The sequence below is a fragment of the Amycolatopsis sp. H20-H5 genome, from assembly GCF_035828755.1.
In the GTDB taxonomy this organism is placed as follows: domain Bacteria; phylum Actinomycetota; class Actinomycetes; order Mycobacteriales; family Pseudonocardiaceae; genus Amycolatopsis.
Genome location: NZ_JAYMZS010000033.1, coordinates 1 through 21,853, shown reverse-complemented (window position 1 = coordinate 21,853; position 21,853 = coordinate 1). Strand labels below are relative to the sequence as shown.

The following is a 21,853-nucleotide window of genomic DNA, read 5'->3' as shown; positions in this document are numbered from 1 at the left end:
CACCTCCAGCGCAAGTGTCCCTGAAGGCCACCATCACGGCGTTTTACGCCGTCATGGTGGCCTTCAGGGACCATCGCGGGGTCACTTGTCGAGGAAGGTCTCCAGCAGCGTCGCGAGGGCGATCGGCGTCTCCAGCATCGGGTAGTGGCCCGAGTTGCCGATGACGGCGAGTTCGCTGTTGGGGTAGTGCTTCATCCACGTCTCGTTCATCGCGTCGGCGGTGACGGCCGGGTCGTTCTCCCCGACGACGGCGAGGGTGGCCACGTCCGAACCGGTGACCCGGGCCGAGAAGTCCGTGGTGCGGAAGGAATCCAGGTAACCTCGGAAGGCGACCGGGCCGACCGCCTGCATGGAGGCGTCCGCGAAGCTGTTCAGCCAGACGTCCGACAGCTTGTGGCCGGTGGTCAGGTTGAGGATCGTCTTGCGGTTCTCCCTGCTGTGCGCGGCGTCGGCGAACAGCGGGAAGTCCGAGTCCGGGATGGGCATCCCGTTGGCGGGCACCGGCGAGATGCCGATCAGCTTGCGCACCCGATGCGGTGCCTTGAGGAAGACCTGCTGCGCGGGCATGCCGCCGAGCGAGTGGCCGATCAGCGAGAAGCTGTTCCAGCCGAGGCTGTCGGCCAGGGTCAGCACGTCCGAGGCGATCTCGTCGGTGATGTAGGTGCCCGGCACGTCGAAGGCCTTGCCGTAGCCGCGGGCGTCCATGAAGGCGTAGGAGTACTTCGTCGTGTCCACAAAGGACCAGAAGTGCTCGAAGTACTGGTGGTCGGCGAACAGTGCGTGCAGCACGATCACCTTGTGCGGGCCGTTGCCGACCACTCGGGCCGGGGGGACGTAGTTGTTGTTGGCGCTGGTCACGGTATCCTCCACGGTGTCTGACTCTGGGCTGGTGTTCACGACGGGCTTTTCCCGCGGGACGAGCAGGGTGCCGAGCCGGTGGTAGAGCTTGTCGAGATCGTCCTGGTGGCCGTGCATCGCGACGTGGCCGTCGGGGCGCACGAGGTAGAAACCCGGACGGCGGCAGTGCAGCTGCTGCCGGGCGGTCTTGAGCTTCCGGTTGCCGACCGCGATCACCCGCACCTGCCGCGACCACGGCTCGATCAGATGCGTCAGCGCGGCGTGCAGGCCGGCGAGTTCGTTCTCCGCGCCGGGCATCACCACGACGCTGTACCGGTTCGGATCGACCCCGGGACCGGTGACGCCCAGCTCCACGGAGAGCTCGCGGGGCAGCGCCGCACCGGCCTTCGAATGCCTGCGCAACGCGGCGCGCAGGTCGCACATCTCCATCTTCACCGCGCCGGGTTCCTCGTACACCCAGCGCCGTCCCGCCGCGATCGGGATGTAGTACCGGTTCAGCAGCTTGGTCTTGTCGAGCGTGCGCATGGCCAGGTCGCGCAGGGCCACCTGCGGCCCCTTGTTCCACATCGCCATCCGCGTCTGCAGGTCGGTGTCGCGCACGACCGCGTCGGCCACCTCGGCCCGTTCGGGCGTGTAGTTCTCAAGCACCGAAGGGAAAGCGTCGCCGCGGATGACCGAGGCGAGCTTCCAGGCGAGGTTGTGCGCGTCCTGGATGCCGGTGTTGAGTCCCTGCCCGCCCATCGGGCTGTGCGCGTGGGCGGCGTCGCCGGCGATGAACACCCGGCCGAGCTGGAAACTAGCCGCCCGCCTGCGGTGTACCCGGAACGTGGTGACCCAGTCCGGCTCGATCAGTTTGAGCCCACCGGGCCCTCGCACGTCGACCAGGCTCTGCATGTCCGCCAGTGTCCCGTTTTCGACGTCGGCGGGCGCGTTGGTGAAGAACCGGAACAGGCCGTAGGGCTGGGGCACGATCGCCAGCACGCCGATGCGGGACTGGTGGTAGTGCACCTCGTCCGGGTCCAGCGGATCCCCGGCGATGCGCGCGTCGGTGATCAGGAACCGGTTCTCGTAAGTCGCGCCCTCGTAGGCGATGCCGAGCTGGTTGCGCACGACGCTGGTGGCGCCGTCCGCGCCGATCACCCACGGCACGCGCATCCGCTCGACCGTGCCGTCGGGCAGTTCGAGCACCGCGGTGATCCGCTGCTCGGGCCGGATCTGGCCGCTGAAGTCGACACCTTGGAGGCTGAGCAGCCGGACGTTGCGCTCGACCTGGCCGCCGAGACCCTTCAGTCCCACCGCGAGGATCTCCTCGGTGTGGCGCTGCGGCAGGCAGAAGGGCGCGAGCCCCTCGTCCATCTGCAGCCGGGTGGTGACCTTCTTCTCGGAGTAGTAGGTCATCTGCCGCAGTTTCACCGCGATCTCGGCGACCTCGCCGGCCAGCCCCAGATCCTCGAGGATGTCCACGGTCCGCGGCCACACCAGCATCGCCTTCGAATGCACGCTCGGCTGCGGCGCGGCGTCGATCACCCGGACCCGGACACCGCGGCGGAGCAGCTCGCAGGCGGCGGTCATCCCGGTCGGGCCGCCCCCCACCACGAGCACGTCGTAGTCGTCTTCCTCTGGCATCGGCTTCCTCCCTTCCTCAACAATTCTCGCGAAGCCGCGAATTCGGGTCCCGGCTCCTTTTGTCAGAGGAACGCGAGGTGGATGGCGTAGCTGTCCTCGTGCATGTGATAGCGGTCGATGAGCCCGTCGGTGACCCGGACCTCGAGGGCGAAGTCGGATTCGAAACTCTTCCCGGTGGCGTTGACCTTGTACTTGAACGAGCCGAGCACGATCGCCAGCTCGCCGTCGGCGAGGATCCGGCTGACCGCGAAGTTCTCCGCCGTCATGTGCTCACCTGCCATCGAGAAGAAGGTCCTGACCTCGTCCTTCGTCGAGCGCTGGCCCATCCACGGGATGAGCGTGGTGCTGCCGGGGGTGAACCAGTCCAGCGGCTCGGCGAGCAGCGCGACGGCCGCCTCGACCTCGCCGTTGCCCAGATGTCCCAGGTATGCCTCGACCACTTCGCGCGTGTTCTTGCCCATGCGGGTGAAACCCCTTTTCGTGTGGAGTGCCGGGAATGCGGCGATGGCCGGTGAAATCGACTGTAGCCGTGTCCCTGCCCTGTTTTTCTTGTCCATTCGGAGCAACTTGGGAATACGCCCGGCTATGTCCAAAGGAGGATGTCCCGGCCGCGGGCGGCGTCATTAGCGTGGGCACACATCCCGCACCCCGGCCCGAGGAGTCAGCCCATGCCCGCGACCATCGAACCAGGTTGCCCGGCCCTGGTGGACAGTGACGTGCTCGTTGTCGGCGCCGGCCCGGCCGGGCTGATGCTGGCACTGGAACTGCAGCACCGGGGCGTCTCGTGCCTGGTCGTGGACAAGGCGGATCACATCGACACGCGGACGCGCGCGGTGATGGTGCACGCGCACAGCCTCGAGCTGCTCGACGAACTCGGCGTGGCCAGGCGGATTCTCGCCGAGGGCGTGGCGCAGAAGCGGATCGCCTTCCACCTCGCCGACGGACGGTCGTTCGGGATCGACTTCACCGCACTGGACAGCAGGTTCCCCTGTTACGTCAACATCGACCAGCCCACGTTCGAACGCGTGCTGACCGAGCGGTTCACCGGGCGGGGCGGCCGGATCGTGCGCGACACGCGGTACGTGTCGCACACCGAAACCGAGGACGGCGGGGTGCTGTCCTCGGTCCGCCAGGGCGACCTGGTGCGTGAGGTGCGCAGCCGGTTCATCGCGGGCTGCGACGGCGCGTCCAGCGCGGTGCGCATCGAGCTGTTCGGCGACGAGTTCCCGGGGGTCACCCTCCCGTTCAGCTATCTGCTCGGCGAGGGCAGGCCGCGCCACGAGCTGCCTGGGGACGAGTCCGCCATGTACGTCTCGGACACCGGCGTCGTCTCCGTGCTCCCGTTGCCCCGGGGTCGTTTCCGCGTGGCGGGGCCGTTCGGCGGCACCCGCAGGCTCACCTCCGTGGACCGACTGTCCGAAAAGGACTACACCGCCGCGCTCGATCAGCTCGGCTTCACCGCCCGGCTGCGGCTCGACCCGCTCGACGAGCTCGCGTTCTACGCCGTGCACCAGCGGGTCGCGCCGAGGCTGAGGTACGGCAGGGCCTTCCTGCTCGGCGACGCCGCGCACCTGAACGCGCCGGCCGGCGGCCAGGCGATGAACCTCGGCCTGGACGACGCGCACGATCTGGCTGGCAGGCTCGCGCAGGTGCTCGGCGGCACGCTGGACGAGGCCAAGGTGGAGCAGCTGCTCGAGGACTACCACACCGAACGGCACGCGCGGGCGCACGAGGTGATCGCCAGCACCGACGTTAACGACCTGCTCACCGCGATGCGCACCGCCGCCGACGAAGCCGACCTCGCCGCGATCACCCAGAAGCTCACCACCCTGGCCGCCGTCTGGAGCCAGCTGCCCGCCCTACGCGCCCAGGAGACGATCTCATGACCATCGCCACCGACATCTATCTCGAAGCCGTCGGCAGCTATCTGCCGGAGCACCGCGAAAAGCTGGTCGACGCCGTTGCCGAGCTCCCCGGTCCGGAAACCGAACGGGTGCTGGCCACGGGATACGACACCGTGGCGGTGGAGACCGAGCTCTACCCCGGCGACATGGCGGTGCGCGCCGCCGAGCAGGCCCTGTCCCTCGCGGGCGCGCCCGCCTCGTCGGTCGGCATGATCTCGGTCTCGGCCATCCACCGCAACGGGCACAAACGGCTGTGGTCGCCCGCGTCCTACGTGCAGAACGCGCTGGGCAACGACCGCGCGATCCCGTTCAACCTGATGCAGGGCTGCAACGGCAACATGATCGGCCTGCAGCTCGCCTGCGACCACCTCGCCAGGTCACGCTACGACGAACGGGTCATCGCCGCCGCCACCGACCGGTTCGGCACATCCTCGTTCAACCGCTACACCAGCGACTACGGCATCGTGTACGGCGACGGCTCGGGCGCTTTCCTCGTCTCCCGCAAACGCGGCGCCCTCAAGGTGACCGGCCTGCACACGGTGTCCAACCCGGGCATGGAGTCGTTGCACCGCACCGCCGAGCCGCTACCGGAGACCGCCGAGCTGCTGAGCGACGAGCACGACGTGCGGGCCGCGAAACGCGGCTACCTCGCCGAGCACGGCAAGGGCTCGCTCTCGGTGCGGACCAGCGCCGCCGTCAGCGCCATCCGGGACGAGCTGCTGCCCGGCGACGCGCAGGACTCGCTGCGCCACATCGTGTTCCCCAACCTGGGCCACGGGCTGCTGAGCGGCAACTACTTCACCGCGTTCACCGACGGGGAGCGCAAATCGCTGTGGGACCTGGGCCGGACCATCGGCCACCTGGGCAGCGGCGACGCGGCCGTCGGGATGAGCCACCTGATCACCACCGGGCAGCTGGACAAGGGGGACAAGGTGCTGCTGCTCGGTGCCGGAGCCGGGTTCACCTGGACCGGCGCGCTGATCGAGGTCGTCGCCCGGCCGTGAAGACGCCGGTGCCCCTGTCCGGACGAAACACGGGCAGGGGCACCGGAAACCAGCTCAGCCGATATCGAGGACGACCTTCCCGGCCACTTCACGGCCACGCAGCGCGTCGAGGGCGTCGTTGAGCCCGCGCCAGCTGCCGCCGTAGCCGATCTTGGGGTGCAGTCTGCCGGTGGCGACCAGCTCGACGAGGATCGCCAAGTCGACGTCGTCGGGGTCGCCGGTGGCGTAGAGCAGGCTGTCCACCCGGGCGCCGACATGGCCGCGCATCAGGGTGTTGAAGTCGAACGGTATCGGCTCGCGGGACGAGTTGCCGTACAGCAGCACCGTGCCGTACGCGGCGACCATCCGGATCGAGGCGGCGAGCTGCTCCCCACCCGCGGCCTCGAAAACGACCTCGAAGGGGCCGGTGAGCTCGTTGACATCGGTCACGACGCGCTGGGCGCCCAGCGCGTCGAGCCCTTCGCCGCGCTTCTCACTGGACACCACCGCGCTGACGTGGGCGCCCGCGCCGTACGCCAGCTCGACCAGCAGCCTGCCGACACCGCCCGCCGCGCCGGTCACCAGCACCCGCTTGCCGATCAGCGCGCCGATCCGGCGGATCAGCCGCACCGCGGTCAGCCCGGCGATGCCGAGCGTGCAGGCGTCCCCGAAGCCGACGTTGTCCGGCAGCACGGCGATCCTCGACACCGGCAACGCGGCGCGCTCGGCCCAGCCCGCCTGGTCGGCCAGGCCGGTGACCCGGTCGCCGAGCCGCGGACCGGCGCCCGTGGCGGCCTCCCGCACGACCACCCCGGCGATGTCCTGGCCGGGCCGCCAGCCGTCCGGCCTGCGCTCGATCAGGGACAGCTCGCCCCGGTTGACCGAGAACGACCGCACGGCGACGACGGCCTCGTCCGCGCCCGGCTCCGGCTCGCCGACCTCGCGGATCCCGGTGGGCGCGACGCCACCCGGTGTGTTCACCACAGCTAGCAAGAGGTTCTCCTCGATTCGTGCCGGAACTACCGTTTCAGGTGGCCGTGCCGTCGCGGAAAACGCGAGCGACGGGAGGATCCGCGATCAACCCGGCCGCCATCGCCCGGTTCACCGCGTCGAGGCGCGACACCGCGCCCAGCTTCGTGAAGATGTTGCGCAGGTGCTGTTTGACCGTACCTTCGGTGATGCCGAGCCTGCGGGAGATCTGCCGGTTGCTCAGCGCGAGCCCGACGTAGCCGACGATCTCGCACTCGCGCGCCGACAGGGTCTTCAGAGCCGCGGCACCCGGCGGGGCCACCGCCTGCAGGTGCGCTTTCGGCTGGCCGTAACGGCCGTGCAGCGCGTGGCGGATGGTGAAGAAGAGCTCGGCCTGGCTGGTGTTCTTGTGCGCGTAGTCGCAGGCGCCCAGCGCGTAGAGATCACCGGCGGCGGGATCGTCGTGGTCGCCGAGCACGATCACCGGGGCGCCCCCGCCGACCCGCGGGAACCTGCCCACGGACTCGCGCGGCGCGTCGACGTCAAGCAGCACCACATCCGGGCGGTGCCGGGTCACCAGGTGCGCGGCCTCGTCGAGACCACCGGTGGCGACCACGTCGAACTCGATCCGCAGCAGGTGGCACAACGCGATCCGCGGCAGCCGGTGGCCGCCCGCGACCACCACGCGGATCCGCTCGGCGACTTGGTTCATGGAGCTGCTCCCTTGTCGGGTGTTGCCGGGTGAGAGGGGGGAACCGGGGACGGCCTGGGGGGCGGGGGCCGTCCCCGGTCGCGGCGCAGGCGTCCGTCAGACCTTCGCGAGCTTCTGGCCGAGGATCTCGATCACCTGCGAGATGGTGTGGTCGACGGTCAGTTCGTCCTCGTCGACCGGGATGTGGAACCGCTTCTCCACGGCCGTCGCGAACTCGACGATGGCCAGTGAGTCGAACTCGATGTCCTCGAGGGTCGGGTCGCCGGCGAGCACGTCGGCGTCGACGAGGAAATGGCTGTGCAGGATGCTCAGCACGCCGCTGGTGAGGTCACTCATGATTTGCTCCGCTTCCGGTAGTGGTTAACTGGTGTTCAGCGGCCCAGCGGGACGACGTCCGGCCACCGCAGCGTGGTCGAGCCCCAGGTGAGCCCGCCGCCGAAAGCGGTGAGCAGCACCCGGTCCCCCGGTCGCAGCGCGCCGGACCGGGCGGCGTCGACCAGTGCCAGCGGGATGGACGCGGCGGAGGTGTTCCCGACCCGCTCGATGTTCGACACGACGCGCTCACCAGGGACGCCGAGCTCGGCGGCCACGGCGTTGAGGATGCGCTGGTTCGCTTGGTGCGCAACGACATGATCCACGTCCTCGACCGTCCAGCCGGACCGGCCGAGGACCTCGCGCGCCGATTCGGACATCCGGGCGACGGCGTTCTTGAACACCTTCTTGCCCTGCATCTGGAAGTAGACGTCCTCGCGCTCGACCGGCCGGTCCGGGCTGGAGCGCTGCCGCGAACCCCCGGCGGGGATGGTGATCAGGTCCGCGAGCGCGCCGTCGCTGCCGAGGTCGAACGGGCCGAGCGCGCCGTCCTCGTCCGCGTGGCCCGCCCGCAGGACGACCGCGCCCGCGCCGTCGCCGAACACCGCGCGGGTGGTGCGGTCCCGCGGGTCGAGAATGGTGGAGTACGCATCAGCGCCGATCACGAGCACGCGCTCCAGCGCGCCGAGGGCGATCAGGCCGGACGCCACGGCGAGCCCGTAGACGAAGCCGCTGCACACCGCGGCGATGTCGAAGGCGGGCACGGAACCGAGGCCGAGCCTGCTCGCGACGTCCGGCGCGGTGGCCGGGCAGGGCCGGTCGGGGGTGGTGGTGGCGACCAGGACGCCGTCGACGTCCGGGCAGCCCGCCGACTTCAGCGCGCGGGAACCCGCCTCCACCGCGAGATCCGAGGTGGCCATGCCCTCGTCGATGACGTGCCGCGTCCCGATGCCGGTGCGGCTCCTGATCCATTCGTCACTGGTGTCGAGCTGTGCGGCGAGATCCTCGTTGGTGACCACGTGGTTCGGCAGCCACGAACCGATGCCGGCGATGACCGCCGACCGGTCGCGGAGCCCCGGCTGCACCATGTCGTTCCCCTTTCTTCAGCGAAGAGAGCATGCTGAATCCCCGGCGGATTCCCCCGGCTGCGTCGCCGAGGGGAATCGTCGTCGGGGCATCCGTTTCGATAGCTAGAAAGCTGGTGAAAAGCGCCGGGACACGCCGAGTTGGCACGGAATCCGCGCACTCGTCACTGCCGGCAAGATCGCCCCCATGCGGTCTGTCGTGAACCGAACCTACGTCGGGGCGCGGCGACCGGTCAATGTTCATCCGGTGTCCTAGTAGGACACACAGAGTGGAGTAGCCATTCGTCTACCCACCTCACGCGGGTCGGGCGACGCGGGTCGGCCTGCTCTCTTTGGCACTGTGACAGGCGGAAACCACGCCATAGCCTCGAAACGGCGCAGACGGTGCCGACAACGCCGTCGGGCGCCACGCACTCTTTGAAAATAACTGACCACGCCGCGTCGCACAACCGGCGCCCTATAGCAGAAACCAGGAAGGTCCAGTAGATGACGATTCCCGAGTTGCTCTCAGACACCGCACCGGCACTGCGCGTTCCGCAACCCCAAAGGATCATGGTCGTCGCGGACCGGTTCGCGGGTTTCACCCACGGCGACCGGGTGCAGACCGTGTCCGGAATGGCGTCCCAAATAGACAAAGGCCGCTTCGACGATGCTCCCGGCGATGTGCGGCTGCTCACCGGCCAGGGCGTCGGCGCGTTCGAGCGCGCGTACGTGGAGGCCGCGATCGCGCGGCACGGGCTGACCGACCGGATCCGCTTCGACGGCGAGGACATCGAGCCGCTCGGCCGGGACGTGGTGCACAAGCACGACGTCGACAACGTGCTGCTGGCCCGGTTGCGCCGGACCGGGGCGCACGTCTACGCGGCGGACATCCGGGTGCACGGCCACAACGAGATGCTGGCCGACCACCAGAGCGGCGAGCACGTGCAGGGCATGGTCATCGTCGAGGCGGCGCGACAACTCTTCCTCGCCGCGTTCGAGAGCGGCTACCGCGATCGCTGGCCACTGACCAATTTCTACCTCGTGTGGAACTCGGTCCGGCTCACGTTCGACAACTTCCTGTTCCCGGTGCCCGCGCAGATCACCTGCACGGTGCGCGAGCTGTCGATCGACAAGCCCGACCGGCAGCTGGACTTCGAGCTCGAACTGGAACTGGTGCAGGGCGGCAAGCGCGTGGCCCACGGCGAGATCGGGTTCTCCGCGTTCAACAACGAGAAGATCGCCGTCATGGAACGGCGCAAGGCGGAAAAAGCGGCGAAGGTCCACCTGGGCGGCTTGGAGTAGACCCCACCGGCGATGAGCGGCGAGGAAGCGTTTCCGTGCCGGGATCCACAAGCGGATAGTCTGACCTCCCGGCAGGTCGGCGCCACCTTGGACGCTGAGCTGGTGGACCTGTTCGCGCACGGGTAGGCGATGGCCCACCAGCGAGCCGTCCAACCGGATATGTTGTTCATCTTCTTTGCCACGTAAGGGTTTCTGGCTTCGGAAAAGGTGCCTAGCGCTGCATCCAAGAAGGTTGGCCGGGTGGCGGTGGCGGTCTTCCCGCCGCCTACATCAAGCACGTGAGCAGTAACTTCCGGACCGCGTGTTCGCGTTCGACGAGTTCGGGCCACTGACCATCCGGCCCCACCTCGGCGCAAGCTGGATGAAAAGGAACCACCCCGGCAGACTGCCCGCCAGCTACCACAAACTCGCCCAACGCCGTGAACGAGCACGCGTCCCCAGCGAACGCCAACACCGCTGAGGCCAACACGCACCCCACCTAGCCTGACCAACCCGGCCAACCTGTGCGGCCACAGCACCAGCCGGATATTTTTGTTCCATTTCGTTGCCGCGTAGAGGTTTCTGACGCCAGGAAGAAGTTGGTCAGTCGTACCTGAACGGGTGGTGATTCGAACAAATGTTCGGGTAGAATGGGGGTGTGAGTGTTGATGAGATGATGCCGGTGTGGCAGCTTTCCGATGGGGAGCTGACTGCTGGGCTTCTTGCTGTCGAACGGGATTTGTGTCGTGTGTATGCGCGGATGCTGGATCTCGTCGGTGACATCGACAGGCGCGGTTTGTCTGTGGAGAAGGGTTTTCGTGATACGGCGACGATGTTGGCGTTGTCGTTGCGGGTGTCGAAGAGGGAAGCGTCCGCTCGTGTTGCTCAGGCTACTGCGGTGCTTCCGTTGATGCGGAAGGCGTTGGAGTCGGGGGAGATCAACCGGGAACACGCCCACGAGATCGAACACGTCCTCTCGCAGGCTCCGGACTCAGTGTCAGTGGAGGAGGTCGCGGCGCACGAGGCGACGTTGGTCGAGTTGTCGCAGCAGGCGATCCCCGCCACGGTTCGGAAGGTGGGTCGGCGGGTGCTGGGGTACTGGGATGTGCTGGACAAGAAGCCGGAGGATCGTGAGCGGGACCTGTCCCGTCCCCACCGGGAGTTCCGGTACTCGTTCACGCGTGATGGTCGGATGAAGTACTCGGGTGAGTTTGATCCTGAGGCCGGGCATTTCGCGGAGGACATGTTGATTCCGTTGGCGAAGCCTGATCCGGTTGATGTGTTCGGTAACCGGGATTCGCGGACGGCGGCGCAGCGTCACGGTGATGCGTTGGCGGCGATCTTCGACCTCGCCGCCCGCTCTCCGGACCTGCCCGTCAAGGCCGGTGAACGGGCGGTCGTGACGGTGACGATCGGGCTGGAGGAGCTGGAACGCCGCGCAGGCATAGTCATGTTAGATGGTTATGGTGCGTTGAGTGTGAGTCAGGTGCGGCGGATGTGCTGCGACGCGAAAGCCGTACCGGCAGTACTGAACGGCGCCAGCGAAGTCCTCGACCTGGGCCGCGCGGTGCGGACAGCGACTCCGGCGCAGCGGCGGGCGTTGATCATCCGGGATCGCGGGTGTACCGGTCCGGGGTGTTCACGAGGTCCGAAATGGGCAACGCCACACCACATTGTGTATTGGAGTGATCCTGGTGGTGTTGGGGGTCCGACGGATATCGTCAATCTCGGACTCGCCTGCGAGAGACATCACCACCTACTCCACCATGGCGGCTGGGATATGCGGCTGCGTAACGGAATCATCGAATGGCTCCCGCCCGCGTGGCTGGATCCGGAGCGAAGACCCATCCGCAACACCGCACACGACCCACCCCACACCGAGTAGGACGCGACACCTCCTGCTCCGAGGCTCCCGTTGCTATGCCTGGATGTGGAAGAGGTCATGGCGGTGGGCGGGTGTCGCGTCCGAAGGTGAACCTATGGTCGGCCCGAGATCTCGCCGAGGGAATCGGCGGGTTCCGTCGTCTCGATCAAGGTTCTCATCGCCACCACTGACGAGATCCTCGTCAAGTGACTCGTCGGCAACGATCCCGGGACACTACAAGCGAATGGACTTCTTGTTCATGAACTCTTCGATGCCGAGCGGGCCGAGTTCCCGGCCGATGCCGGAGCGCTTGATCCCGCCGAACGGCAGGTCTGCCTGGGACCCGCCGGAGCTGTTCACGTACACCATGCCCGCGTCGATCTGCTCGGCGACGCGGCGGGCCCGTGCCCGGTCGGTGCCGAACACGCTGGCGCCCAGCCCGAACGGGGTGTCGTTGGCGATCGCGATCGCCTCGTCCTCGTCCGCCGCGCGGAACACGAGCACCACGGGGCCGAAGATCTCCTCGTAGTAGGCGTCCATCTCCGGTGTGACGTCCGTCAGGACGGTGGCCTCCAGGTAGGCGCCGGGCCCTTCGACGCGATGTCCTCCGGCGCGCAGTGTCGCGCCCTGGCGGATCGCGGTCGCGACCTGGGCGGCCACCTCGTCGGCCGCGGCGACCGACGCCAGCGGCGGCAGCTTCGTGTCGGGGTCCGCGGGGTCACCCGGCACGTAGTAGTCCGTCACCCGCGCGGCCAGCCGATCGACGAACTCGTCGTAGAGCCCGGCCAGCACGATCATCCGTTTCGGCGCGTTGCACGACTGCCCGCAGTTGCGCATCCGGGCCGTCGCGGTGATCCGCACCGTCTCGTCCAGGTCGTCGGTGTCCAGCACGATCAGTGGATCGGACCCGCCGAGCTCCAGCACGGACTTCTTCAGGTTCTTGCCGGCCTCGGCGGCGACCGAGATCCCGGCCTGCTCACTGCCGGTCAGTGACACGCCCTGCACGCGTGGGTCCGCGAGCATCCACGGGATCTGCGAGCTGGACGCGAAAATATTCTGGTAGGCGTCCTCGGGCACACCGGCCTCGTGCAGGATCTCCTCGATCGCGGTGGCCGAGCGCGGGCAGATCGAGGCGTGCTTGAGCAGGATCGTGTTGCCGAGCACCAGGTTCGGCGCCACGAACCGGGCGACCTGGTAGCACGGGAAGTTCCACGGCATGATGCCGATCAGCGCACCGAGGGGGCCCTTGGTGATGACCGCTTCGCCGCCCTTGATCGGCAGTGGCTCGTCGGCCAGCAGCGCCGGGCCGTTCTCCGCGTAGTACTTGAAGATGTCGACGACGATGCCGACCTCGCCGCGGCCCTCGTTGATCCGCTTGCCCATCTCCAGCGTCATGATCGCGGCCAGCTCGTCGGCCCGCTCGGCGAACAGCTCCGCCGCCCGCCACACGATCTTCGCCCGTTCGGTGACCGGACGCCGCCGCCACGAGGAGTACCCGTGGTGGACGAGCTCGATGGCCGCCAGGACCTGTTCGTCGGTCGCGTTGGGGATCTGTTCGATCAGTTCGCCCGTCGCCGGGTCGGTGACTTTGTACATGGGGGTGCGAACCTCCGTCTTTCTTCACGACACTGCGACGGAACGACCCTAACCCATAAAACGTATACTGTATACAGTCGCCGGGAACTGTCCCGGCTCACTCAGGCGCAGGTGAACCTGCTCTTGGCCGCGGTGTACGCCCCCACTTCCAGGGTTCCGTTCACGTTGGCGCATTTGCCGTTGATACCGAAGACCGCCACACCGCCCGCGTAGGTGGTGTAGTAGCCGTCGTCGGAATAGATGGTCTTCCAGTCGGTGCGATTGATCGAGACGTACATGTTGTGCGAGCCGGGAAGATCGTCGTAGACCTTCGCGCACAACGTGCCGCCGTTGAGCGTGGAGTACCAGAGCCGCAGCCGCCCGGACCCGAGGTCGGTGGAGGGAAGCTCGTTGCCAGGGCAGTTCGCGTACAGGCCGTAGCCCGGCGGCGGGGTGCGCGCGGCGAGCGCGGACGGGGCGGTCGCCAGCGCACCGGCCACCATCAGTCCGGCGACCGCCGCGGCCGCGCCCAATTTCCTCAGTGCGTTTCTGCGAATCGTGATCATGTGATCCCCTCAGATCCGTTTCCGGGAAGGCATCCCGGGCCACGGAGCTTCGCCCGCGAAAACGGCGAAGGGCAGGGGCGGACCGGCCAATGTCCGCTATCGGCCACCAGGAATCATCCCGGCTCAGAGAGTGCCGGTGAGGGCCTGCAGCCCGAGGCTGCTGACCGCGACCGCGATCCACAGCAACCCGCCGAGCATGAGCGGGCGGGGTCCCGCCCTGCGCATGTCGCCCAGCCGCAGGGAAAGCCCGATCCCGGCGAGCGCGGTCGTGATCAGGAACGTGCCCAGTTCGGACAGCGCGGGGTGCCAGGCGTCCGGGATGACGCCGAGGCTGTCCAGCGTGGCGGCGGCGATGAAGCCGAGGAGGAAGAGCGGGACGATCTTGCCCCACGGCATCGTCCGCAGGCTGAACCCGGCCGCGGCCCCGCCCTCGCGCGCGGCGTCGGCGCGGGCCTGCTTGCGGGCGGTGAGGATCGCCAGGACGATCACGATCGGGATCAGCATCAACGTACGGGTGAGCTTGACGACCAGGCCGTAGGAACCGGCGTCCCCGCCGTAACCGTAGGCGGCGGCGACCACCGAGGAGGTGTCGTTGATGGCGGTGCCGGACCACAGCCCGAACGAGTGCGGGCTCATCCCGAGCAGGTGCCCGATCGGCGGGAACAGCAGCACCGCCGCGATGTTGAAGGTGAAGATCGTCCCGATCGCGTAGGCGACCTGCGTCTCTTTCGCCTTGATCACCGCCGTCGTCGCGGCTATCGCGGACGCGCCGCAGATGCCGGTGCCGACGCCGATGAGGATCTGGGTGTCGCCCCGCACGCCGAGCCACCGGCCGAGCAGCCACGCACCGCCGAGCGCGACGGCGAGGGTGCCGAGCATGACCGGCAAGGACCGGCCGCCGACCCGCAAGACCTGCTGCAGCGACAATCCGGTGCCCAGGACCACAATGGACAGTTGCAGGACCGGCTTCGCCGCGACGCCGTATCCCGGCGCCCACCGTTCGGCGCGAAGGCCGGGGAGCACCGCCGCGGCGAGCGCGCCGAGCACGACGGCGAGCACCGGCCCGCCGGCGATCGGGACGAGCTTGCCCAGCGCGGTGGCGACGGCCGCCACGACCAGCGCCAGCGCCAGGCCGGGCGCGACGCGGGCGAACCACGCCTTACCGTCTTCGGCCGACGGGACCCGGCCGGTCCCGTGGCCTGCCTCGGCAGTCTCCAGCCGAACCATCCGCCCACTCCGTTCGCAATGTACGTACATTCAAGCTAAGGGATGTCCGTACATTGCGCAACCGGTAGCCTGACCAGCGACGCGAAGGAGGGGACGTGGCCCACCGCAAACTCGACCGGACCAGGGCAACCCCCCTGTGGCAGCAGCTGCAGGAACACCTGCTCACCCGCCTCTCCGACGGCGAGTTCACCGCCCAGTTCCCCGGCGAACTGGCGCTGGTCGAGGACTACGGAGTCAGTCGTCACACCGTGCGCCAGGCCCTGCAGCAGCTCCGCACCGACGGGGTCATCGTCGCCGAACGCGGCCGCCAGCCCCGCATCGCCACCCCGCCGGAGATCCAGCAGCCGATGGGCGCGCTCTACAGCCTCTTCGCCGCCGTCGAAACCGCCGGACTGCCCCAGCGCAGCATCGTGCGCACCCTGGACCTCCGCGCCGACGGCGTCGTCGCCGCCCGGCTCGACCTCGAGGGCTCCACTCCCCTGGTCTATCTCGAACGACTGCGCCTCGCCGGTGAAGAACCGCTCGCACTCGACCGCGTCTGGCTGCCCGCCGCCCTCGCCGCGCCACTGCTGCAAGCCGACTTCACCCACACGGGCCTCTACGCCGAACTAGCCACCCGCACCGGGATCCGGCTCGACCACGGCCACGAAGACGTCCACGCCGTCGTGCCCACCACCGCCGAGCAGGCCCAGCTGCACTGCCCGCCCGGCACCGCGGCGTTCTCCATCAACCGGCTCAGCCACGCGCGCAGCCGTCCGGTCGAATGGCGCCACACCATCGTCCGCGGTGACCGCTTCGCCCTCACCGCCGACTTCTCCGCCAACACCGGCTACCAGCTCACCCAGCCGGACATCCACCGCAGTCCGGCGTCCGTGGCCACGTAACCGCGCCGGAGCACCGACACCGCCCGACCCGATCGCGGAGGCCGCAGCATGCCCACCCCGAACAACCACCGGTCGCTCGTCTTCCGCGGCCGCCGCGTCGAACGTGACCGCGCGCTGGTGATGGCCATCATCAACCGCACCCCGGACTCCTTCTACGACCGGGGCGCCACCTTCGCCGACATCGCCGCGCGGGAAGCCGTCGAGCGCGTTGTCGCCGAGGGCGCCGACATCGTCGACATCGGTGGTGTGCGCGCGGGCGCCGAAGGCGGCGAAGTCACCGCCGAGGAGGAGATCCGCCGGGTCGTGCCGATCGTGGCCTGGGCCCGCGATCGGTTCCCCGAGCTGGTGATCAGCGTGGACACCTGGCGTCACGAGGTGGGCAGGGAGGTCTGCGAAGCGGGGGCCGATCTGCTCAACGACACCTGGGCGGGCACGGATCCCCGGCTGGTCGAGGTCGCGGCGGAGTTCGGCACCGGGTACGTCTGCTCCCACACCGGCGGGCTCCCGCCGCGGACCGACCCCTACCGCCCGCACTACCCCGACGTCGTGGCCGCGGTGATCGAGGAAACCACCCGCAGCGCGGAGAACGCCGTCCGGCTCGGGGTGCCCCGCGAGGGGATCCTCATCGACCCGACCCTCGACTTCGGGAAGAACACCTGGCACAGCCTCGAACTGCTCCGTCACACGGCCCGCCTCGTCGCCACCGGCCTGCCCGTGCTGATCGCACTGTCCAACAAGGACTTCATCGGCGAGACCCTCGACGCCCCGGTCGCGCAGCGCGGACCCGGCACCCTGGCCGCCACGGCCATGGCCGCCCGCGACGGCGCGGCGGTGTTCCGGGCCCACGACGTCCGCGGCACCCGTGACGTGCTCGAGATGGTCGCCACCATCCTGGGCGACCGGCGACCGGCGAAGGTGCTCCGCGGACTCGCTTGATCCGCCGCGCGGCCTCTCAGGACATTGCGCCACTTGGCCTATCGCCACGGAAAACCGATCGTGGAAGCGAAGAACACCGCCGAGAAGCCGAACCACTCCAGGAGCATCCGGCCCAATCGTTCGTCACCGCGGAACGCCTACGTCACAGTGCGTACATTTCTCCGGATGAGACGGTGCGTCCACGGCTACCGCGCTCCCCGCTTTCACACCCGATCTTCGCCTTGACAAGCCCTTTTCCCGCACCGGGACGCCGTTTCCGGCGTTCTTTTCGATCACCACCCACCGGTTGACGGCACCCGGTGCGGCCGAACGGGGAAACCCCTTGCCTGGACACGGGTTTCACGCTGAGTGCCGGAACCGGCCCCGTTTTCCTTGCGGTCAAAGATCATCTGGCGTTCCCGGAAACCGGAGCCCCGCCGAATTGGGCTACTTGATCCCTGATTGTCCCGTTTGGGATGTATCGCCATCCTCGAATAAGTTCACTACGTTCGTCGGTTGTTCACCGGCGTTCCGAGGCGGATCCTTGCTTTCGTTCATTAGCAACACCTTTCACTTCTCTCTATCCCCGTTCACGATCCGTCCCAGAAGGACGGGTCGTGTTGTTCGCCCTGCCGGAGGAGATCCGTCGATGAAACTGAGACGTCCTGTCGTCTTAGCCGCGACCAGTGTGCTGGTCGCCGCCCTTGCCACAACCGCCGCCGCACAGGCGCAACCGTCCCCCGCCGCCATGCCGAACGCCGAGGCGATGGCGGCCAGTGCCGCGACCAGCCTGGTGGCCAGCAGGCCCGCCGCACTGCACGCCAGTGCGGACGACGTTTTCGTGCAGCATCAGGTGATCTCCTCGACGAACGGGCTGAAGTACGTCCCGTACGACCGCACCTACAAGGGAATGCCGGTCGTCGGCGGCGACTTCGTCGTGGTGACCGACGGCACCGGCCAGGTGCTGAACACCTCGGTCGGCCAGGACACCACGATCAACCTGGCCACCACCAAGCCGACGGTGTCCAAGACACAGGCGGAGTCCGTCGCCGGGCACCAGCTGGGCACCGTGGACAGTGTGGGGGCGGCCCAGCTGGTCACCTACGCCCTCGGCACGCCCAAACTCGCCTGGCAGAGCACGATTCTCGGCCGCGACGCCGAGGGCCCGAGCAAGCTCGACGTGGTCGTCGACGCCGCGACCGGCGCCGTGCTGCACACCCAGGAACACGTCCTGCACGGTGACGGCAACAGCGCGTGGAACGGCCCGAACCCCGTTCCGCTGGCCACCACGCACTCCGGCAGCACGTACTCGCTGAAGGACCCCACCCTCACCAACGTCAGCTGCCAGGACGCCGCGAACAACACGACGTTCAGCGGACCGGACGACAGCTGGGGCAACGGCAACGCCACCAGCCGTGAGACCGGCTGCGTCGACGCACTGTTCGCCGCCCAGACCGAAAACAAGATGCTCACGCAGTGGCTGGGCCGCAACAGCTTCGACGGCAACGGCGGCGGCTGGCCGATCCGGGTCGGCCTGAACGACCAGAACGCCTACTACGACGGCAGCCAGGTCCAGATCGGCAAGAACACCGCCGGCGGCTGGATCGGTTCCATCGACGTGGTCGCGCACGAGCACGGCCACGGCATCGACGACCACACCCCCGGCGGCATCTCCGGCCTGGGCACCCAGGAGTTCGTCGCGGACGTCTTCGGCGCCTCGACCGAGTGGTTCGCCAACGAGCCGTCCCCGTACGACGTGCCGGACTTCCTCGTCGGCGAGCAGATCAACCTCGTCGGCAACGGCCCGATCCGCAACATGTACAACCCGTCCGCGCTGGGCGACAAGAACTGCTACGACAGCTCCGTTCCCAACGGTGAGGTCCACGCGGCCGCCGGTCCCGGCAACCACTGGTTCTACCTGCTCGCCGAGGGCACCAACCCGACCAACGGCCAGCCGACCAGCACCACCTGCAACAGCTCGACGGTCACCGGCCTCGGTGTCCAGAACGCGGTGAAGATCTTCTACAACGCGATGCTGCTCAAGACCACCGGCAGCTCGTACCTCAAGTACCGCACCTGGACGCTGACCGCGGCGAAGAACCTCTTCCCCGGCAGCTGCGCCGAGTTCAACATCGTCAAGGCCGCTTGGGACGCCATCAGCGTCCCGGCCCAGTCGGCCGACCCGACCTGCAGCGCGACCGGCACGGTCACGGTGAGCAACCCGGGTAACCAGTCCACCGCCGTCGGCACCGCCGTCAACCTGCCGCTGTCGGCCAGTGGCGGCACCGCGCCGTACACCTGGACCGCCACCGGTCTCCCCGCCGGCCTGTCGATCAACGCCTCCACCGGCGCGATCTCCGGCACCCCGACCACCGCGGCGACCTCCAACGTCACGGTGACCGCCAAGGACAGCGCCGCCCGCACCGGTTCCGCCTCGTTCAGCTGGACGGTCGGCACCACGGGTGGTTGCTCCGGGCAGAAGCTGGGCAACCCCGGCTTCGAATCCGGTAACACCGTCTGGGCCGGCAGCAGTGGGGTCATCGCCCAGAACGGCACCAGCCAGCCCACCCACGGCGGCACCTGGAACGCGTGGCTCAACGGCTACGGCTCCGCCCACACCGACACCCTTTCCCAGTCGGTGGCGATCCCGGCGGGCTGCCACGCCAGCCTGACGTTCTACCTCCACATCGATACGGGTGAAACGACCACCACCACCGCCTACGACAAGCTGACCCTGACCGGGGGCACCACCAGCCTCGGCAGCTACTCCAACCTCAACCAGGCCGCCGGTTACGTGCTCAAGACCGTCGATCTGTCCTCGTTCGCCGGACAGACCGTCGCGCTCAAGTTCACCGGCACCGAAGACAGCTCCCTGCAGACGTCCTTCGTCATCGACGACGGAGCAGTCACGCTGAGCTGACCGCACCGCTGATCCCCCCACTGACGGGTGGGGAGGCCGGGACACCCCCGACCTCCCCACCCGTCAGTGCTTTTCCGGAAAAGCCCCGCACTCCCCAACGGCCGCCGACTTTGATACGTTTCAGGCTCCTCGGACCCCAGGAGCCGGCAATGACGCAGGCCGAAGCGCTACCCCGCCGGGAGCACCGCCGCACCAAGGTCGGGCTGGTCGCGGGCGGACTCGGCGCGTACTGGCCGCAGTTCCCCGGCCTGCTCCCCCAGCTCCGGCGCTCGGCGGCCAGGGTGGCGGAGCGGATGGGGCAGTCCGGCTGCGAGGTCGTCGACGTCGGCTTCATCTCCGACGCGCGGGAAGGCGCGGTGGCGGCGGCCAAGCTGCACGCGGCGGGGTGCGACCTCATCGTCGCGTACCTGACGACGTACCTGACCGCGTCGATGCTGGTCCCGATCGCGCAGCGCGGCGGCGCGCCGGTCCTGCTGCTGAACCTGCAGCCGACCGAGGCGATGGACCACGCCACCTTCGACACCGGCGCCTGGCTGGCCTACTGCGGCGCCTGCCCGCTGCCCGAGCTGGTCAGCACCTTCCGCCGGTGCGGCATCGAAACCCGATCCGTCAGCGGATATCTGGAGGAGCCCGCCGCCTGGGAGAAGATCGGCCGGTGGGTCCGCGCGGCGGGCGTCCGCGGCGCGCTGCGCCACGGGCGGCACGGCCTGCTCGGGCACCTCTACCCTGGCATGCTCGACGTCTCCACCGACCTGACGCTCGTGCCCGCCCAGCTCGGCGGGCACGTCGAGGTGCTGGAGATCGACGACCTGCGCGTGCGGACCGAGCAGGTGACCGAGACCGAAACCACGGCGCGGGTCGCGCTCGCACGGGAGGTCTTCCAGGTCGACGCCAGCGTCGACGAGGGCGATCTCCGCTGGGGCGCCACGGTTTCCGTCGCGCTGGACAGGCTGGTCGACGACTTCGGGCTCGACAGCCTCGCCTACTACCACCGCGGGCTCGACGGCGAGACGCACGAGCGGGTCGGCGCCGGGCTCATCCTCGGCGCGTCCCTGCTCACCGCGCGGGGCATCCCGGCGGCTGGCGAGTACGAACTGCGGACCTCGCTGGCGATGCTGATCATGGACCGGCTCGGCGGGGGCGGCTCGTTCACCGAGCTCCAGGCGCTGAACTTCCACGACAACGTCGTCGAGATGGGGCACGACGGCCCGGCCCACCTCGCGATCAGCGACGGCAAGCCGCTGTTGCGCGGCCTCGGCGTCTACCACGGCAAGCGCGGCTGGGGCGTGTCCGTGGAGTTCGACGTCCGGCACGGGGACGTGACCACGTTCGGCCTTGGCCAGGACCGCGACGGCGGCTTCCGGCTCATCGCCTCGCAGGGCCGCGTGGTCGGCGGACCGTTGCTGCGCATCGGGAACACGACTTCGCGCGTCGACTTCGGCTGCCATCCCGGCGAGTGGACCGACGCCTGGAGCAGCTCCGGCGTCGGGCACCACTGGGCGCTCGGCACCGGCCACCGCGGCGCCGAACTGGCCGCGGTGGCCGAACTCTGCGGGCTCCCGTTCGTGCTCGTCACCGCCTGACGGCCCAGCCAGGTCCTGAAACGTTTCATGACCTGGCCCCGGTCACGGGGGCAGCGCGTACGCGAGCTGAGTCCTGTTGGCATAGACGCCGGTGTCCACGGCGAAGTAGCGCTTGGTGAAGCCCGCGGCGATCCGGCTCGCCAGGTCGGCGTACTTCGTGGCATCGGCGGTCTTTCCCGTCACCGCGGCCATCTTCGCGAGCAGGGTCGTGTCGAGGTGGGCGAACCCGGTCTTGACAACACGCTGTCCGGTTCGCTGCGGCATTGAAACGATACAAACGGCTGAGCGCCTGTCCCGCGGCTTCTCAGGTCAGCGCAGTACTGTGAGCGCGTGATCATCCCTCAGAACGCGTCTGAGAACTGTCGCAGCAGCCGCCGCTCGAAGCCTCGGGCACCTGTCCTTCGAAGCCGCTTACCCTCCACAAAGGACGGAAAGTCCACCCATTCGCCCATTTCATACCGCCACGACCGTTTCATGCGTGCCCCTGAAGACATCCCTGGGTTTTGTTTGTCAAGCGGCGGTGGTGTTTTGTCTGGTTTGTGTGGTGGTGTGGTGTGCCCAGGCTGTGTTTTCGTTGTAGTGGGTGTGGGTTTTGAGGCAGCCGTGC

General features: G+C 68.5%; 18 protein-coding genes. 8 read left to right on the top strand and 10 right to left on the bottom strand.

Going from position 1 to position 21,853, the window contains the following annotated elements:
• Nucleotides 1–81 precede the first annotated feature (81 nt).
• Both QMK34_RS19820 and QMK34_RS19815 read right to left on the bottom strand, forming a co-directional pair.
• Nucleotides 82–2,484, bottom strand: coding sequence for an alpha/beta fold hydrolase (locus tag QMK34_RS19820; protein WP_326415602.1), 2,403 nt, complete (start codon nucleotides 2,482–2,484; stop codon nucleotides 82–84).
• Between the two features lie 62 nt (nucleotides 2,485–2,546).
• Nucleotides 2,547–2,945: a nuclear transport factor 2 family protein gene (locus QMK34_RS19815; RefSeq protein ID WP_326415601.1), complete on the bottom strand. Its 399-nt coding sequence runs from the start codon at nucleotides 2,943–2,945 to the stop codon at nucleotides 2,547–2,549.
• 207 nt (nucleotides 2,946–3,152) lie between these two features.
• On the opposite strand from QMK34_RS19815, the gene QMK34_RS19810 reads away from it, so the two are divergent.
• Nucleotides 3,153–4,370 carry an FAD-dependent monooxygenase gene (locus tag QMK34_RS19810; RefSeq protein ID WP_326415600.1) on the top strand — a complete coding sequence of 406 codons (1,218 nt, stop codon included), beginning with the start codon at nucleotides 3,153–3,155 and terminating at the stop codon, nucleotides 4,368–4,370.
• A complete protein-coding gene (locus tag QMK34_RS19805) occupies nucleotides 4,367–5,392 on the top strand; it encodes a ketoacyl-ACP synthase III family protein (RefSeq protein WP_326415599.1) in 1,026 nt (341 codons plus the stop codon). Before QMK34_RS19810 ends, QMK34_RS19805 begins: the two co-directional genes overlap by 4 nt.
• A gap of 54 nt (nucleotides 5,393–5,446) precedes the next feature.
• Here QMK34_RS19805 and QMK34_RS19800 read toward each other — a convergent pair whose 3' ends face one another.
• The 4 genes from QMK34_RS19800 to QMK34_RS19785 form a co-directional block, all read right to left on the bottom strand.
• A complete protein-coding gene (locus tag QMK34_RS19800; protein ID WP_326415651.1) occupies nucleotides 5,447–6,355 on the bottom strand; it encodes a zinc-binding dehydrogenase in 909 nt (302 codons plus the stop codon).
• 43 nt (nucleotides 6,356–6,398) lie between these two features.
• Nucleotides 6,399–7,052 carry a response regulator transcription factor gene (locus QMK34_RS19795; RefSeq protein WP_326415598.1) on the bottom strand — a complete coding sequence of 218 codons (654 nt, stop codon included), beginning with the start codon at nucleotides 7,050–7,052 and terminating at the stop codon, nucleotides 6,399–6,401.
• Nucleotides 7,053–7,148: 96 nt separating this feature from the next.
• Nucleotides 7,149–7,388 carry an acyl carrier protein gene (locus QMK34_RS19790; protein WP_326415597.1) on the bottom strand — a complete coding sequence of 80 codons (240 nt, stop codon included), beginning with the start codon at nucleotides 7,386–7,388 and terminating at the stop codon, nucleotides 7,149–7,151.
• Between the two features lie 35 nt (nucleotides 7,389–7,423).
• Nucleotides 7,424–8,452, bottom strand: a complete 1,029-nt coding sequence (locus QMK34_RS19785) for a beta-ketoacyl-ACP synthase III (RefSeq protein WP_326415596.1) — start codon at nucleotides 8,450–8,452, stop codon at nucleotides 7,424–7,426.
• Between the two features lie 483 nt (nucleotides 8,453–8,935).
• On the opposite strand from QMK34_RS19785, the gene QMK34_RS19780 reads away from it, so the two are divergent.
• Both QMK34_RS19780 and QMK34_RS19775 read left to right on the top strand, forming a co-directional pair.
• Nucleotides 8,936–9,733, top strand: coding sequence for an AfsA-related hotdog domain-containing protein (locus QMK34_RS19780; RefSeq protein WP_326415595.1), 798 nt, complete (start codon nucleotides 8,936–8,938; stop codon nucleotides 9,731–9,733).
• Between the two features lie 637 nt (nucleotides 9,734–10,370).
• Nucleotides 10,371–11,597 carry an HNH endonuclease signature motif containing protein gene (locus QMK34_RS19775; RefSeq protein WP_326415594.1) on the top strand — a complete coding sequence of 409 codons (1,227 nt, stop codon included), beginning with the start codon at nucleotides 10,371–10,373 and terminating at the stop codon, nucleotides 11,595–11,597.
• A gap of 213 nt (nucleotides 11,598–11,810) precedes the next feature.
• Here the strand turns inward: QMK34_RS19775 and QMK34_RS19770 are convergent, their stop codons facing one another.
• The 3 genes from QMK34_RS19770 to QMK34_RS19760 all read right to left on the bottom strand — a co-directional run bounded on the left by QMK34_RS19770 (nucleotide 11,811) and on the right by QMK34_RS19760 (nucleotide 14,944).
• Nucleotides 11,811–13,172 (bottom strand): NAD-dependent succinate-semialdehyde dehydrogenase, encoded by a 1,362-nt coding sequence (locus QMK34_RS19770; RefSeq protein WP_326415593.1) that lies wholly within the window; start codon nucleotides 13,170–13,172, stop codon nucleotides 11,811–11,813.
• Nucleotides 13,173–13,273: 101 nt separating this feature from the next.
• Entirely contained in the window at nucleotides 13,274–13,717 is a 444-nt protein-coding gene (locus tag QMK34_RS19765) for a hypothetical protein (protein WP_326415592.1), read from the bottom strand.
• A 123-nt stretch (nucleotides 13,718–13,840) separates the two neighbouring features.
• Complete coding sequence (locus QMK34_RS19760; protein WP_326415591.1) at nucleotides 13,841–14,944, bottom strand: YeiH family protein; 1,104 nt, start codon at nucleotides 14,942–14,944, stop codon at nucleotides 13,841–13,843.
• Between the two features lie 95 nt (nucleotides 14,945–15,039).
• Here QMK34_RS19760 and QMK34_RS19755 point away from each other — a divergent pair, with 95 nt between their 5' ends.
• The 4 genes from QMK34_RS19755 (at nucleotide 15,040) to QMK34_RS19740 (ending at nucleotide 21,246) form a co-directional block, all read left to right on the top strand.
• Nucleotides 15,040–15,828, top strand: a complete 789-nt coding sequence (locus QMK34_RS19755; RefSeq protein ID WP_326415589.1) for a GntR family transcriptional regulator — start codon at nucleotides 15,040–15,042, stop codon at nucleotides 15,826–15,828.
• Nucleotides 15,829–15,876: 48 nt separating this feature from the next.
• On the top strand, nucleotides 15,877–16,764 hold the full coding sequence (folP, locus tag QMK34_RS19750) for a dihydropteroate synthase (protein ID WP_326415588.1): 888 nt from the start codon (nucleotides 15,877–15,879) through the stop codon (nucleotides 16,762–16,764).
• 628 nt (nucleotides 16,765–17,392) lie between these two features.
• The gene (locus QMK34_RS19745; RefSeq protein WP_326415587.1) at nucleotides 17,393–19,663 is read left to right on the top strand and encodes a M4 family metallopeptidase; all 2,271 of its coding nucleotides are present in this window, start codon (nucleotides 17,393–17,395) and stop codon (nucleotides 19,661–19,663) included.
• Nucleotides 19,664–19,812: 149 nt separating this feature from the next.
• Nucleotides 19,813–21,246, top strand: coding sequence for an L-fucose/L-arabinose isomerase family protein (locus QMK34_RS19740; RefSeq protein ID WP_326415586.1), 1,434 nt, complete (start codon nucleotides 19,813–19,815; stop codon nucleotides 21,244–21,246).
• Between the two features lie 42 nt (nucleotides 21,247–21,288).
• Here QMK34_RS19740 and QMK34_RS19735 read toward each other — a convergent pair whose 3' ends face one another.
• On the bottom strand, nucleotides 21,289–21,510 hold the full coding sequence (locus tag QMK34_RS19735) for an alpha-L-rhamnosidase-related protein (protein ID WP_326415585.1): 222 nt from the start codon (nucleotides 21,508–21,510) through the stop codon (nucleotides 21,289–21,291).
• Nucleotides 21,511–21,853 lie beyond the last annotated feature (343 nt).

Bases quoted from the DNA above. Each gene is read 5' to 3' on its own strand.
- QMK34_RS19780 (WP_326415595.1), top strand. From the start codon at position 8,936: ATGACGATTCCCGAGTTGCTCTCAGACACCGCACCGGCACTGCGCGTT.
- QMK34_RS19765 (WP_326415592.1), bottom strand. From the start codon at position 13,717: ATGATCACGATTCGCAGAAACGCACTGAGGAAATTGGGCGCGGCCGCG.
- QMK34_RS19760 (WP_326415591.1), bottom strand. From the start codon at position 14,944: ATGGTTCGGCTGGAGACTGCCGAGGCAGGCCACGGGACCGGCCGGGTC.
- QMK34_RS19795 (WP_326415598.1), bottom strand. From the start codon at position 7,052: ATGAACCAAGTCGCCGAGCGGATCCGCGTGGTGGTCGCGGGCGGCCAC.
- QMK34_RS19815 (WP_326415601.1), bottom strand. From the start codon at position 2,945: ATGGGCAAGAACACGCGCGAAGTGGTCGAGGCATACCTGGGACATCTG.
- folP (WP_326415588.1), top strand. From the start codon at position 15,877: ATGCCCACCCCGAACAACCACCGGTCGCTCGTCTTCCGCGGCCGCCGC.
- QMK34_RS19805 (WP_326415599.1), top strand. From the start codon at position 4,367: ATGACCATCGCCACCGACATCTATCTCGAAGCCGTCGGCAGCTATCTG.
- QMK34_RS19790 (WP_326415597.1), bottom strand. From the start codon at position 7,388: ATGAGTGACCTCACCAGCGGCGTGCTGAGCATCCTGCACAGCCATTTC.
- QMK34_RS19735 (WP_326415585.1), bottom strand. From the start codon at position 21,510: ATGCCGCAGCGAACCGGACAGCGTGTTGTCAAGACCGGGTTCGCCCAC.
- QMK34_RS19740 (WP_326415586.1), top strand. From the start codon at position 19,813: ATGACGCAGGCCGAAGCGCTACCCCGCCGGGAGCACCGCCGCACCAAG.
- QMK34_RS19770 (WP_326415593.1), bottom strand. From the start codon at position 13,172: ATGTACAAAGTCACCGACCCGGCGACGGGCGAACTGATCGAACAGATC.
- QMK34_RS19745 (WP_326415587.1), top strand. From the start codon at position 17,393: ATGAAACTGAGACGTCCTGTCGTCTTAGCCGCGACCAGTGTGCTGGTC.
- QMK34_RS19820 (WP_326415602.1), bottom strand. From the start codon at position 2,484: ATGCCAGAGGAAGACGACTACGACGTGCTCGTGGTGGGGGGCGGCCCG.
- QMK34_RS19810 (WP_326415600.1), top strand. From the start codon at position 3,153: ATGCCCGCGACCATCGAACCAGGTTGCCCGGCCCTGGTGGACAGTGAC.
- QMK34_RS19785 (WP_326415596.1), bottom strand. From the start codon at position 8,452: ATGGTGCAGCCGGGGCTCCGCGACCGGTCGGCGGTCATCGCCGGCATC.